We start from the raw sequence: 14,153 nt of genomic DNA, 5'->3' as shown, positions 1-14,153 counted from the left end.
CGCGAAAGCGGTGGGTCAGTCAATGAATTAGTCAGCTGACACTCCGCTTTCGCGAGCAAGCCCGCTCCCACATTTTGATCTCCTTTTGAACGAAGATTTTCATCGTTAATCATCATTGCCGCTACCGCGAAACTTGAACAAATCACGACGCTGCTTCTTGCTCGGCTTGCCATCGGTGGTCATGCCCGTAGCCCCGGCTTTACGCATTGCCGCCGCATTTTCGCGCTTGGCGATGCTGGCTTCGGTCTCGGCGTAAAGCGCCTGCGCTTCTGGGGCACCACGGCGCACGACGCAAAGCGCCTGAACGACAACCGTCTTTTCGTCAAAACCTGTACGAATCTGCAACTCGTCTCCGACGCGCGGTTCCTTGCCCGGCTTGCAGCGCTCGCCGCGATGGTGCACTTTGCCGCTCTCGATGGCCGCCTTGGCCAGCGCGCGAGTTTTGTAAAAACGCGCCGCCCACAGCCACTTGTCCAAACGGACCTTTTCTTCCTCTTCCTGCTTTTGAGCCACTTGAATTCCTCGCTCTGAAAAATGTCGCAACTTTACCGTTGAATCCCGTCAACGCGTAAAACCCAAGCCTCACCTAAGATACGCCAGGCACCCCCTGTTTTTGCGAGGATACGCTGTGACCGACTTTCCCATTTCACTCACCTCGCCCAACCAGCGTTGCGTAGGTTGCCAGCAAAGCGAAGCCTTGGGTTTCGATTTTTCCTTCGCCTACCAGCCTATCGTAGACCTTCGCGACCGGTCGTTTTTTGCCCACGAAGCATTGGTGCGCGGTACTCACGGTGAAGGGGCGCTGTCGGTGCTGGACCAGCTCAACGACAGCAACCGTTATCGCTTTGACCAACGCTGCCGTACTCAGGCGATTGCGGGGGCCGCCGCGTTGGGCATGCAAAGTTATCTTTCAATCAACTTCATGCCCAATGCCGTGTACCGGCCGGAGTTGTGCATTCGCAGCACTCTGGAGGCGGCCCGCGCGCATAATTTCCCGCTGGATCGGCTGATTTTCGAAACGCTGGAAAACGAGCATGTAGATAACTATCGCCATTTGACCAATATTCTGCGTGAATACCGCCAATTCGGCTTCAAGACCGCCATCGACGATTTCGGGGCGGGCTATTCGGGGCTGAACCTGCTGGCTGATTTCCAACCTGACCTGATCAAACTCGACATGGCGCTGATTCGCAATGTCGACCAGGATCGTGTCCGTCAGGTAATCGTCCAGGGGATTGTCACAATCTGTGAGCAGTTGGGCGTTACTGTCATTGCCGAAGGTATCGAAAGTGCCGGCGAGCGCGACTTTCTGTCCGACTGCGGAATATTTCTGATGCAAGGTTAGTGGTTCGCCAGGCCCGCATTCAAAGCCCTGGCCGAGGTTTCCCCTCAGGCCTGGGCGAACTGACCGGTTACCCATATTGAAGACATTTGACCATTTGACCGTTGTGGGTCTGCGCGAGTGGGTGGCTCTTCCCGACCTGGGAGTGGCTGGCCTGCGCGCGAAGATCGACACCGGCGCCAGCACCTCGAGCCTGCACGCCACCGATATCGAGCCCTTTGAGCGCGACGGCGAGAAGTGGGTGCGCTTCACTGCGCACCTGGGCAGCGTGGTGCAACTGCGTCATCGTCGCTGCGAAGCGCCCCTGGTGACGATGAAAACTATCAAGAGCTCCAACGGCCATGCGCAGGTGCGGTATGTAATCAGCACCACCCTGGCACTGGGTGACCGAGTATGGCGGGTGGAATTCACCCTGGCCTGTCGCAAAGCCATGCGTTATCGCCTGTTGCTGGGTTCCAAGGCGCTGATTGACGGCCAGTTGGTGGTCAGTCCCGGCGTCAAGTACGTTCAAGACAAGCCGGTGTTCCCGGTCTCTACTATTTCTGCCCCAGGTGCTGCATGAAGATTGCTGTGCTGTCGCGAAACCCGCGTCTGTATTCCACCCGCCGCCTGGTCGAGGCCGGCACCGAACGTGGCCACGAAATGGTGGTGATCGACACGTTGCGTGCCTATATGAACATTGCCAGCCACAAGCCGCAGATCCACTACCGGGGCAAACCGCTGGAAGGTTTTGATGCGGTGATCCCGCGGATCGGCGCTTCGGTGACGTTCTACGGCTGTGCGGTGTTGCGCCAGTTTGAAATGATGGGTGTGTTCCCGCTCAACGAATCGGTGGCCATCGCCCGTTCGCGGGACAAGCTGCGCTCCCTGCAACTGCTGTCACGTAGGGGTATCGGCCTGCCGGTGACCGGCTTTGCCCACTCCCCCGATGACATCCCCGACCTGATCGAGATGGTCAACGGCGCACCGCTGGTGATCAAGGTGCTCGAAGGCACCCAAGGTATCGGCGTGGTGCTGTGTGAGACGGCGACAGCAGCAGAGTCAGTGATCGAGGCGTTCATGGGCCTCAAGCAGAACATCATGGTGCAGGAATACATCAAGGAAGCCGGCGGTGCGGATATCCGCTGCTTCGTGGTCGGCGACAAAGTGATTGCCGCCATGAAGCGCCAGGCCAAACCTGGGGAATTCCGCTCCAACCTGCACCGTGGCGGCAGCGCCAGCCTGATCAAGATCACTCCAGAAGAACGCATGACCGCACTGCGGGCCGCCAAAGTGATGGGCCTGGCAGTGGCGGGTGTGGATATCTTGCGTTCCAACCATGGTCCGTTAGTGATGGAGGTGAATTCATCACCGGGCCTGGAAGGGATAGAGACCACCACCGGCAAGGATGTGGCGGGGATCATCATTCAGCATCTGGAGAAGAATGGTGGGCCGAATATGACCAGGACCAAGGGCAAGGGGTAGAGAAGCAGCTCAAAGCCTCAAGCTATAAGCTGCAAGAAAGGGCAAAGGCCATCTGCCTTCTCTTGCAGCTTGCAGCTTGCAGCTTGCAGCTTGTAGCTTGTAGCTTGTAGCTTGTAGCTTGTAGCTTGCAGCTATACCGCGTCTCTAGGCAACATCAAGCCCAGCGGCAAGCGCACCCGGGCTTCCAGGCCGCCTTCTTCGCGGTTGCGCAGTTCAACATTGCCGCCATGCATCGAAGCAATTCGCCGCACAATCGCCAGCCCCAACCCCGTACCCTTGCCGCCCCGCGCACGGTCGCCACGGGTGAATGGGTTGAAAATACCTTCCAATTCCGCAGGATCAATGCCCGTACCACGGTCCATCACACTCAACACCACATAGGGTGCCGCGCTGTCGCCGGACACATAGGCGGCCACTTCCACATCCGAACCCGCGTGATGCAAGGCGTTGCCGATCAGGTTGTTCAACAGGCGCTTCATCGACACACGACGCAATGCAAACGGCTGGATCGGCTCCAGGCGCATGCGCACCTGTTCGCCATTCTGGTTGTAGGGCGCTACCACCTCGCGCACCAGGTCCGTGAGGTCGACTTCCTCTACCACCTCATCACGGCCATCGCGGATAAACGCCAGGAACTGGTCGAGAATCGCGTCCATGTCCTCGATGTCGCGCACCATGTCATCGGTCAGGTCGTTATGGTTGCCCATCAACTCCAGGGACAGCCGCAAACGCGTCAGTGGCGTGCGCAGGTCATGGGATACGCCCGCCAGCATCAGCTCGCGTTCGCGCCCGGCCTGTTCGACATCCTCCGCCATCTGGTTGAAGGCACCGTACACCTCGGTCATCTCACTGGGCGTATCACTGATCGGCAGGCGCACACTGCGCCCCTGCCCGAGTTGGCGGGCGGCAAACACCAGGCGTTTAAGCGGTTGGTTGAGTTGTCGGACGAAAATCCACGCAGAAGCGGTTGAAAGTAAACCAATGGCCAGGAACCAGCCCAGCACGTTCCAGATTTTTTGCCCGCGCAGCGGATGAGGGTAAAGGGGCACCTTGATCCAGGCATCTCCCAGACTCGGGGCCCGGACCCAGAGTGCAGGTGAAACATGCATGCGCAGGCGCACCTCGGTGTCTTCTCCCAGCTCAGCCTGCATCTGACGCTGATAAATCTCGCTGTAAGGCCAATGCTGCTCACCTTCGGGCACACCCGCGCCGTCGACGCGAATCAGCGTCGAAGCCTTGGCTACCTTTTCGCGGTTTTCAGGGTCAACGGCCCAATAGGCACGCAACGTCAACGCCACGCCGTGGCTGTACTGCCGGTCTACCAGCACGTCTTCGTTCATCAACAGATAAACCAGCGTGAGCGCCTTGGAAAACAGAACGACGATCAGCACCAGCCAAAGGGTGCGGGAGAAAAAACTTTGCGGGAACCACAACGGGGTTTTCATAGGAGACAGCTAAACACCTTGCAGGAACGAGCGGCGCTCGCAGAATTGCAGACGCCGGGCATCCCGTCGACCCTCATGGAGTCAAACGCCGGGATGCCCGCCCCTGCAAGTCATCGGTCACTTGGTTGCAGTGCCATCCGGCACAAACACATAACCCACGCCCCACACCGTCTGGATGTACCGCGGCTTGGCCGGGTCCGGCTCGATCATCCGGCGCAGACGGGAGATCTGCACGTCGATGGAGCGCTCCAGGGCGTCCCACTCGCGGCCTCGGGCCAGGTTCATCAGCTTGTCGCGGGTCAGCGGCTGGCGAGCGTTCATCACCAGCGCCTTGAGCACGGCGAACTCGCCGGTGGTCAGCATGTGCACTTCTTCGCCACGCTTAAGCTCGCGGGTCGCCAGTGACAGCTCGTATTCGCCAAAGGTGACGCTCTCGTCTTCGCTGCCCGGCGCGCCCGGTACCGGCAGTGCCTGGCGACGCAATACGGCTTTGACCCGGGCCATCAACTCGTCAGGGTTGAACGGCTTGGCCAGGTAATCATCAGCGCCCAGCTCCAGGCCCTTGATGCGGCTCAGCTCATCACCTTTGGCAGTCAGCATGATGATGGGGATCTGGTTGTTCACACCGCGCAGGCGTTTGCAGGCGGTAAGGCCGTCTTCGCCGGGCAGCATCAGGTCGAGTACGACCAGGTTGAATACTTCACGCCCCAACAGGCGGTCCATCTGCTCGGTGTTCGGCACCGCGCGGGCACGGTAGCCCTTGGAGTTGAAAAAACGCTCCAACAGGCTGCTCAGCCCCGGATCGTCGTCAACGATGAGAATTTTTTCGCCTTCAGCAGTTTGTGCAGTGCTGCTCATTAGATGCTCCTCTTATCTCGGCGCGCATTATGGCGTAGCTGCCGTTATACGCACCGTGTGCATTGTTAGCAGATTTTTCCTCCACCGCCAGCGAACCCGCGTCCTACAACCACCGGCGCAGTACCCCCCAAGGGCAGAACGCTGGTTATAATGCGGCGCCTTCACGCAGGGCACTGTCAGACTTTACTGTTTGCAGCCTCAGCCGTTTTTTCAGCGCGGGGCAGCAATTTCCCGATTTCGAGGGTCAACAGGCAGCCTTTTGACCCAGGCAGCGGTGCCGCTGGCGCCGCTCAACCAGCCTCGCAACGCCTTGTTTTCCGGGCCTGCGAGCTGCTTTCAAGAATTTCAGGTGGTTTTATGGACAGCATCAACAGCCGCATTGCCGAGGAACTCGGTGTACGCCCACAACAGGTCGAAGCGGCCGTCGCGCTACTGGATGAAGGCTCCACGGTGCCTTTCATCGCCCGTTACCGTAAAGAAGTGACCGGCAGCCTCGACGACATTCAATTGCGTCACCTGGAAGAGCGCCTGCGCTACCTGCGAGAACTCGACGAACGGCGCATCAGCATCCTCGCCAGTATCGAGGAACAGGGCAAGTTGACCCCGCAACTGGAACGCGACATCAAGCTTGCCGACACCAAGACCCGCCTCGAAGACCTTTACCTGCCATACAAACAGAAGCGCCGCACCAAGGGCCAGATCGCCCTGGAAGCCGGTTTGGGCGAGCTGGCCGACGGTCTGTTCAACGACCCTTCGCTGGCCCCGGAAACCGAAGCTGCACGCTTTATCGATGCCGAAAAAGGCGTCGCCGACGTCAAGGCCGCCCTCGAAGGTGCCAAGTACATCCTCATGGAGCGTTTTGCCGAAGACGCCGGCCTGCTGGAAAAGCTGCGTACCTACCTCAAGCAGGAAGCCATTCTCAGCGCTCGCGTTATCGCCGGCAAAGAGGAAGAAGGCGCCAAGTTCCGCGATTATTTCGAGCACGACGAACCGCTCAAGAGCATGCCGTCGCACCGCGCACTCGCGATTTTCCGGGGTCGCAACGAGGGCATTCTGAGCTCCGCGCTCAAAGTCGGCGACGAACTGCCCGGCACCATGCACCCGTGCGAAGGCATGATCGGTCAACAATTCGGCATCCAGAACCAGAACCGTCCGGCGGACAAGTGGCTCGGTGAAGTCGTGCGCTGGACCTGGAAGGTCAAGCTCTACACCCACCTGGAAACCGACCTGCTCGGCGAGCTGCGCGACGGCGCCGAAACCGAGGCGATCAACGTGTTCGCCCACAACTTGCACGACCTACTGCTGGCCGCACCGGCCGGCCCGCGTGCCACCTTGGGCCTCGACCCAGGCTTGCGTACCGGCTGTAAGGTTGCGGTGGTCGACTCCACCGGCAAGCTGCTGGACCACGCCACCGTGTACCCGCACGTGCCGCACAACAAGTGGGACCAGACCCTCGCCATCCTGGCCGCCCTGTGCGCCAAGCACGCCGTGGACCTGATCGCCATCGGCAACGGCACCGCCAGCCGTGAAACCGACAAGCTGGCCGCCGAACTGATCAAAAAATACCCCGCCATGAAGATGACCAAGGTCATGGTCTCCGAGGCCGGCGCTTCGGTTTATTCCGCGTCGGAACTGGCTTCCAAGGAGTTCCCGGACCTCGATGTGTCGATCCGTGGCGCCGTCTCCATTGCCCGTCGCCTGCAAGACCCGCTGGCAGAGCTGGTGAAGATCGACCCTAAATCCATCGGCGTTGGCCAGTACCAGCACGACGTGTCGCAGCTGAAACTGGCGCGCGGCCTGGATGCGGTGGTGGAAGACTGCGTGAACAAGGTGGGCGTGGATGTAAACACCGCCTCGGTCGCGCTGCTGGCACGTATCTCCGGCCTGAACACCACCCTGGCGCAGAACATCGTCACCCACCGTGACGAGAACGGCGCGTTCAAAACCCGCGCAGCGCTGAAAAAAGTCGCACGCCTGGGCGAAAAAACCTTTGAACAGGCTGCCGGCTTCCTGCGCGTCATGAACGGCGATAACCCGCTGGATTCGTCTGCGGTCCACCCGGAAGCCTACCCGCTGGTGCAACGCATTGCCGCCGAGACCGACCGCGATATCCGTTCGCTGATCGGTGACGCCGCGTTCCTCAAGCGCCTGGACCCGAAGAAGTACACCGACGAAACCTTCGGTGTGCCGACCATCACCGACATCCTGCAAGAGCTGGAAAAACCTGGCCGCGACCCGCGTCCCGAGTTCAAGACCGCCGAGTTCCAGGACGGCGTTGAAGACCTCAAGGACCTGCAGCCGGGCATGATCCTCGAAGGCGTAGTCACCAACGTGACCAACTTCGGCGCCTTTGTGGACATCGGCGTGCATCAGGACGGTTTGGTGCATATCTCTGCACTTTCGGAGAAGTTCATCAAGGATCCACGCGAAGCGGTAAAAGCCGGTGACGTGGTCAAGGTCAAGGTCATGGAAGTCGATATCCCGCGCAAACGCGTGGGCCTGTCGATGCGCATGAGCGACACCCCCGGCGAGAAAATCGACGGCGCCCGTGGTGCACGCCCAGGCTCGGCACCGCGCCAGTCCCAGGGCAATTCCCCGCGTAAAGAGCCTACTGCCACTGCCGCGCCGAGCAACAACGCCATGGCGTCGTTGTTCGCCAACGCCAAGCAGTTGAAGAAACGCTGATGGAGATCCCGGCCGGTTTGACCCAGAGCGCCTTCAGCGAGCTGATCGGCTGCCGCCTGCAACGCCTGGACGAGGGCGTTGCCGAGGTGGCCCTGACCCTGGAGCCGCAGCTGCGCAACCGCGCGGGCAAGCTCCATGGCGGGGCGATTTTCAGTTTGGTCGACATCACCATGGGGCTGGCCTGTTCCAGCGCCCATGGTTTTGACCAGCAGAGCGCGACCATCGAGTGCAAGATCAACTATATCCGCGCCGTCGAAGACGGTGATGTGCTGTGCACCAGCCGGGTGATTCACGCCGGCAGACGCACATTGGTGGTGGAAGCCGATGTGTATCAAGGCGAAAGACTTGTCGCAAAAGCACAAGGCACCTTCGCTGTCCTCTAGCTCCCCGCCCTCGATTTGAGTTAATTTCGGCGCTGCGACAACAGCGTCGGAATTTTCTTGCTGCGCTATAGCCCAATTCATGGAGTGAAGTAGGCTTTTTCAATGTGAGCCAAATCGACTCTAAACCAGGCGATAACGCCAGTTTCAACTTCACCCTTGTAGACCGTCCTGCCCACCCCCATATTGGGGCGACTGACGCGTGAAGGAATCCAACTTGAGCGAACTTCTCAACCGCCGCCTGGCCCTGCTCGGCAAGCGCGAACACCTCTCCCTGCTAGAGCAATGCTTGCACGGCATCGAGCGTGAATGCCTACGCGTCACCGGTGAGGGTCGCCTGGCGCAAACGCCGCATCCCGAAGCCCTGGGCGCCGCGTTGACCAATGAATTGATCACCACCGACTACTCGGAATCGCTGCTGGAGTTCATCACTCCCGCCCTGCCCAACCCGGCCGATACCCTAAGCAGCCTGGACAAGATCCATCGGTTTGCCTACAGCAAGCTCGGCAGCGAGTACCTGTGGAGCCCTTCGATGCCGTGCCCGTTGCCGGCCGAAGAAGATATTCCGATCGCCTACTACGGCACCTCCAATATCGGCCAGCTCAAGTACGTGTACCGCAAGGGCCTGGCCCTGCGCTACGGCAAGACCATGCAGTGCATCGCCGGCATCCACTACAACTTTTCCCTGCCGGAACAGTTGTGGCCGTTGCTCAAGGAGACTGAAGGCTTCGTCGGCACCGACCGCGACTATCAGTCCACCGCCTACATCGCGCTGATCCGTAACTTCCGCCGCTACAGCTGGCTGCTGATGTACCTGTTCGGTGCCTCACCGGCCCTGGACGCGGGTTTCCTGCGCGGTCGTTCGCACCAGTTGGAAGTATTGGACGCCGACACGCTGTACCTGCCGTACGCCACCAGCCTGCGCATGAGCGACCTGGGTTACCAGAGCAACGCCCAAGCCGGCCTGACGCCGTGCTACAACGATTTGAGCAGCTACACCGACAGCCTGCGTGAAGCGGTGGCAACGCCGTACGCGCCTTACGTCGAAGTCGGCACCCATAAGGATGGTGAATGGGTACAGCTCAACACCAACATCCTGCAGATCGAAAACGAGTACTACTCCAACATCCGCCCCAAACGCGTGACCTACACCGGCGAACGGCCGATCCAGGCGCTGATGGCCCGTGGTATCCAGTACATCGAAGTGCGCTGCCTGGATATCAACCCATTCCTGCCGATGGGCATCGACCTGCCGGAATCACGCTTCCTCGATGCGTTCCTGCTGTACTGCGCGTTGAACGACAGCCCGCTGTTCGCCAACAACGAGTGCGGCAATGCCACCTCCAACTTCCTCAGCGTGGTCAAGGAAGGCCGTCGCCCAGGCCTGCAATTGCAGCGTGAGGGCCAGGCGGTGGACATGAAGGAATGGGCCTCCGAGCTGCTGGAGCAGATTGCCCCGCTGGCGGCCTTGCTGGATGAGAGCCATGGCATCACCGAACACAGCCAGGCGCTGGACGCTCAGCTGGCGAAGGTCAAGGACGCGTCCCTGACGCCCTCTGCCCAGGTGCTGGCGGCGATGGCCGAGCGCAAAGAGAGTTTTGCGCAGTTCTCCCTGCATCAGAGCGAGGTGCATGCCGCGCACTTCCGTAAGGAGCCTTTACCGGCCGAGGAGCAGGCACGCTTTGAAGAGCTGGCGCGTAAGTCGCTGGCACAACAGGCGGAGCTGGAGCAGAACGAAGTGGGCGACTTTGACGTGTTTGTCGGGTCGTACCAGGCGAGCATTCTGGCGATCAGTAACTAAGGCATCACGCTGGATTGTGTGGGAGCTGGCTTGCCTGCGATGCAAACACCTCGGTGTATCAGTGATACCCAGGTGATGCTATCGCAGGCAAGCCAGCTCCCACATTTGTCTTCATTGGGTTGAAGACCTGCGCTCACTCTTCTCCTCATAAGCTAATTCGAAAATGTTATTTATTTTCGAGTTCTTAGATCATTTAGTCTCCTCACACGCCGACCCTCGGCCGCCTGATTGAGGAGCTTCCCCTTGAAACTGCTTACCCCATTGCGCCTTTTGGCCGCATTGTCCCTGGCCGGTGCCAGCCTGTTTGCCCAGGCGGCAGATGTGACCATCGCCTACCAGACCACCGTAGACCCAGCAAAAGTCGCCCAGGCCGACGGCGCGTATGAAAAAGCTACCAACGCCAAGATCGACTGGCGCAAATTCGACAATGGCGCCGATATCATTGCCGCCATCGCTTCTGGCGACGTCCAGATCGGCTACCTCGGTTCCAGCCCGCTGACCGCTGCGGTAACGCGCAAAGTGCCGGTTGAAACCTTCCTGGTCGCCACCCAGATCGGCGGCGCCGAAGCGCTGGTAGCGCGCAATGGTTCGGGGATCAACAGCCCGCAGGACCTGGTCGGCAAAAAGATCGCCGTGCCTTTCGTTTCCACCGGCCACTACAGCCTGTTGGCCGCGCTGAAGCACTGGAACATCGACCCTTCCAAAGTGACCATCCTCAACCTCGCACCGCCGGCAATCATAGCGGCGTGGAAGCGCGGCGATATCGACGCGACTTACGTGTGGGACCCGGCCCTGGGCGTTGCCAAGGAAAACGGCAAAGTGCTGATCACCTCCGGCGAGTTGGCCAAGTTTGGCGCGCCCACCTTCGATGCCTGGATCGTGCGCAAAGACTTCGCCGAGAAACACCCGGAAATCGTCACCGCCTTCGCCAAAGTCACCCTCGACGCCTACGCCGCCTACCGCAAAGACCCACAGGCCTGGCTGGCCGACAAAGGCAACGTCGACAAACTGGTGAAGCTCTCCGGCGCCAAGGCCAGTGATATCCCACTGCTGCTGCAAGGCAACGTCTACCCACTGGCCGCTGACCAAGTGACCCTGCTGGGCGCACCGACCACCAAGGCTGTCACCGACACCGCCGCGTTCCTCAAGGAACAAGGCAAGGTAGACGCCGTGCTGCCGGATTACGCCCCTTACGTCAGCGCCAAGTTCATCACCAACTGATTCAAGGAGTTCATCGCGATGGCCTTGCTACAACTGGAGCGCATCAGCGCACAGTACCCAGGCGCCACAGAACCGGTACTGTCCGATATTTCACTCGACCTGGGGCCCCAGCAATTGCTGGTGGCCCTCGGCCCGTCCGGCAGTGGCAAGACTTCGCTGTTGAACCTGATTGCCGGTTTCGTCGAACCTTCGGCCGGGCGCATCACCCTCGATGGCGTGCCGGTCAAAGGCCCGAGCGCCGAACGCGGCGTGGTGTTCCAGGACGATGCCCTGCTGCCCTGGCAGGACGTGCTGGCCAATGTCGGCTTCGGCCTGGAACTGGCCGGCGTGCCCAAAGCACAACGCGAAGTACGCGCCCGGGAAATGCTCGCGCTGGTCGATTTGGCCGCTTTCGACAGCCGCCGTATCTGGCAGCTCTCCGGTGGCCAGAAACAGCGTGTCGGCCTGGCCCGCGCGCTGGCGGCCGACCCACGCGTGCTGCTGATGGACGAGCCTTTCGGCGCCCTCGATGCCTTCACCCGCGAACAGATGCAGGAATTGCTCCTGCAAGTCTGGCGGCGCACGGCCAAGCCGGTGTTCCTGATTACCCATGACATTGAAGAGGCGGTATTCCTCGCCACCGACCTGATCCTGCTGGCGCCCAACCCAGGCCAGATCGTCGAGCGCCTGCACCTGGACTTCGGTCAACGCTACGCCGCCGGTGAATCGGCGCGGGCGATCAAGTCCGACCCGCGCTTTATCGAAACCCGTGAACACGTGCTGGGCAAAGTGTTCTCGCAACGGCAGGTGTCCGCATGAGCAGCTACGAACTTCCCGCCACGGCCGCCAAGCCGGTAGCGCACAAGGTGATTGTGGTACGTCGCAGCCTGAGCACGCGCTGGATCAGCGTACTCACCCTGGTCGCCTTGCTGGCGCTCTGGTGGGCCGTCACCGCCATTGGCTTGATTGAACCCTTGTTCCTGCCACCGCCATCCGCCGTGCTGCAAAAAGGCTGGCTGCTGGCGACCACGGGCTATATGGATTCCACTTTGTGGCAGCACTTGGGCGCTAGCCTCACGCGCATCGGCCTGGGCCTGGGCTTTGCGGTGCTGACCGCCGTGCCTGTAGGGATTGCGATTGGTTCCAACCGCATTGCCCGTGGCATCCTCGACCCGCTGATCGAGTTCTACCGGCCGATTCCGCCTCTGGCCTATCTGCCGCTGATCGTGATCTGGTGCGGCATCGGTGAGCTGTCCAAGGTGTTGCTGATTTACCTGGCGATCTTTGCGCCAATCGCCATCGCCACCGCGACCGGCGTGCGCACGGTCGACCCGGCCAAGCTGCGTGCCGCGCAGTCGTTGGGCGCCACCCGCGCCCAGTTGATTCGCCATGTGATCCTGCCAAGCGCCCTGCCCGACATCCTTACAGGCGTGCGCATCGGCCTGGGTGTGGGTTGGTCGACCCTGGTTGCCGCCGAGCTGATCGCCGCCACCAGCGGCCTGGGTTTTATGGTGCAGTCGGCGGCGCAGTTCCTGGTCACCGACGTGGTGGTGCTGGGGATTCTGGTGATCGCCCTGATCGCCTTCGCCATGGAAATGGGCCTACGTACCCTGCAGCGCAAATTAGTGCCTTGGCATGGCCAGGCACATTGAGTGAGAACCGCATGAGCAGCCTGACCGTTACGCCAATCAGCACCGCCCTGGGCGCCCTGATCAGTGGCGTCGATATCACCCAACCGTTGAGCCTCCAGGAACGTGACGCTATTGAGCAGGCGCTGCTCAGCCACTCGGTGCTGTTCTTCCGTGGCCAAGCCGTCACCCCGCAGCAACAGGCGCGGTTTGCGGCAAATTTTGGCGACCTGCATATTCACCCGATCTACCCCAACGTGCCGGAGCAGCCCGAAGTGCTGATCCTCGACACCGCCGTAACCGACGTGCGCGACAACGCCGTATGGCACACCGACGTGACCTTCCTGCCAACGCCTGCGCTCGGCGCGGTGCTCAGCGCCAAGCTGCTGCCGGCGTTTGGTGGCGACACGTTGTGGGCCAGTGGCATTGCGGCGTATGAAGCCTTGTCGGAGCCTTTCAAGCGCCTGCTCGATGGCCTGACGGCGACTCATGATTTCACCAAATCCTTCCCCCTGGAGCGCTTTGGCAACACCGCCGAAGACCTGGCGCGCTGGGAAGAGACCCGCAAGAAAAATCCACCGCTGTCACACCCAGTGGTGCGCACGCATCCGGTCAGCGGGCGTAAGTCGTTGTTTGTCAGTGACGGCTTCACCACCAAAATCAACGAGCTGGAGCCGACGGAAAGCGAGGCCATACTCAAGCTGCTGTTTGCCCACGCAACACGGCCGGAGTTCACCATTCGCTGGCGCTGGCAGGAGAACGACGTAGCGTTCTGGGACAACCGCGTGACCCAGCACTACGCCGTGGATGACTACCGCCCGCAACGGCGGGTAATGCATCGCGCCACAATCCTGGGCGACGTGCCGTTCTAAGCCAGGCACAGCCTCTGCATCAATGAAGATCTAATTGTGGGAGCTGGCTTGCCTGCGATAGCGGTGGGTCAGCCCATACATTCATCGACTGATTCACCGCCTTCGCGAGCAAGCCCGCTCCCACATTGACCCGAGTACGACCGAGTGAATTTTCCACACCGAAGATCAAAATGTGGGAGCTGGCTTGCCTGCGATAGCGGTGTACCAGCCCATACATTCATCGACTGATTCACCGCCTTCGCGGGCAAGCCCGGCTCCCACATTGATCGAGTACTGCCGAGTGAATTTGCCACCCTGAAGATTTAAATGTGGGAGCTGGCTTGCCTGCGATAGCCATAGGTATCTACACAACCGGTTAACACGAAGTCTGTGGCAGGTCGGCTGTTGTGGCGAGCAGGCTTGTCCTGCGTTGGGCTGCGAAGCGGCCCCAGTAAAGGGACTGCAATTTTCCTGAAAGAACTCAGCGTCTGGGTTTGGG

General features: G+C 60.5%; 12 protein-coding genes and 1 pseudogene. 10 read left to right on the top strand and 3 right to left on the bottom strand.

What is annotated here, in order from left to right; genetic code table 11:
* Positions 1-105 precede the first annotated feature (105 nt).
* Positions 106-513 (bottom strand): RNA-binding S4 domain-containing protein, encoded by a 408-nt coding sequence (locus tag ACTD9P_RS27155; RefSeq protein WP_438870081.1) that lies wholly within the window; start codon positions 511-513, stop codon positions 106-108.
* Positions 514-628: 115 nt separating this feature from the next.
* On the opposite strand from ACTD9P_RS27155, the pseudogene rimA reads away from it, so the two are divergent.
* From rimA to rimK, 3 genes and pseudogenes are all read left to right on the top strand, one after another.
* Positions 629-1,342: pseudogene (gene rimA, locus ACTD9P_RS27150) on the top strand (S6 modification regulatory phosphodiesterase RimA); the annotation flags it as partial.
* A gap of 79 nt (positions 1,343-1,421) precedes the next feature.
* Positions 1,422-1,904 (top strand): retropepsin-like aspartic endopeptidase RimB, encoded by a 483-nt coding sequence (rimB, locus tag ACTD9P_RS27145; RefSeq protein WP_034117234.1) that lies wholly within the window; start codon positions 1,422-1,424, stop codon positions 1,902-1,904.
* Positions 1,901-2,806 (top strand): 30S ribosomal protein S6--L-glutamate ligase, encoded by a 906-nt coding sequence (gene rimK / locus ACTD9P_RS27140; protein WP_003171022.1) that lies wholly within the window; start codon positions 1,901-1,903, stop codon positions 2,804-2,806. Before rimB ends, rimK begins: the two co-directional genes overlap by 4 nt.
* A 131-nt stretch (positions 2,807-2,937) precedes the next feature.
* Here the strand turns inward: rimK and ACTD9P_RS27135 are convergent, their stop codons facing one another.
* Both ACTD9P_RS27135 and ompR read right to left on the bottom strand, forming a co-directional pair.
* A complete protein-coding gene (locus ACTD9P_RS27135; protein WP_138817305.1) occupies positions 2,938-4,251 on the bottom strand; it encodes an ATP-binding protein in 1,314 nt (437 codons plus the stop codon).
* Between the two features lie 117 nt (positions 4,252-4,368).
* Positions 4,369-5,109 (bottom strand): osmolarity response regulator transcription factor OmpR, encoded by a 741-nt coding sequence (ompR, locus tag ACTD9P_RS27130; RefSeq protein ID WP_438870080.1) that lies wholly within the window; start codon positions 5,107-5,109, stop codon positions 4,369-4,371.
* Positions 5,110-5,466: 357 nt separating this feature from the next.
* On the opposite strand from ompR, the gene ACTD9P_RS27125 reads away from it, so the two are divergent.
* From ACTD9P_RS27125 to tauD, 7 genes are all read left to right on the top strand, one after another.
* A complete protein-coding gene (locus ACTD9P_RS27125) occupies positions 5,467-7,794 on the top strand; it encodes a Tex family protein (protein ID WP_438870079.1) in 2,328 nt (775 codons plus the stop codon).
* Entirely contained in the window at positions 7,794-8,177 is a 384-nt protein-coding gene (locus ACTD9P_RS27120; protein WP_017135364.1) for a PaaI family thioesterase, read from the top strand. Before ACTD9P_RS27125 ends, ACTD9P_RS27120 begins: the two co-directional genes overlap by 1 nt.
* Before the next feature lie 214 nt (positions 8,178-8,391).
* Positions 8,392-9,975, top strand: coding sequence for a glutamate--cysteine ligase (gshA, locus tag ACTD9P_RS27115; RefSeq protein ID WP_438870078.1), 1,584 nt, complete (start codon positions 8,392-8,394; stop codon positions 9,973-9,975).
* A 243-nt stretch (positions 9,976-10,218) separates the two neighbouring features.
* Positions 10,219-11,196 carry a taurine ABC transporter substrate-binding protein gene (gene tauA, locus ACTD9P_RS27110; protein WP_058422606.1) on the top strand — a complete coding sequence of 326 codons (978 nt, stop codon included), beginning with the start codon at positions 10,219-10,221 and terminating at the stop codon, positions 11,194-11,196.
* Between the two features lie 18 nt (positions 11,197-11,214).
* Complete coding sequence (gene tauB / locus ACTD9P_RS27105) at positions 11,215-11,994, top strand: taurine ABC transporter ATP-binding subunit (RefSeq protein WP_438870077.1); 780 nt, start codon at positions 11,215-11,217, stop codon at positions 11,992-11,994.
* Positions 11,991-12,827: a taurine ABC transporter permease TauC gene (gene tauC, locus ACTD9P_RS27100; RefSeq protein ID WP_438870076.1), complete on the top strand. Its 837-nt coding sequence runs from the start codon at positions 11,991-11,993 to the stop codon at positions 12,825-12,827. Before tauB ends, tauC begins: the two co-directional genes overlap by 4 nt.
* A gap of 11 nt (positions 12,828-12,838) precedes the next feature.
* Complete coding sequence (gene tauD, locus ACTD9P_RS27095) at positions 12,839-13,675, top strand: taurine dioxygenase (protein ID WP_017135359.1); 837 nt, start codon at positions 12,839-12,841, stop codon at positions 13,673-13,675.
* Positions 13,676-14,153: the final 478 nt, after the last annotated feature.

The organism is Pseudomonas onubensis, assembly GCF_965653655.1.
Taxonomy (GTDB): Bacteria; Pseudomonadota; Gammaproteobacteria; order Pseudomonadales; family Pseudomonadaceae; genus Aquipseudomonas.
The sequence above is the reverse complement of the archived record's forward strand: the minus strand, read 5'-3'. Positions and strand labels throughout refer to the sequence as shown.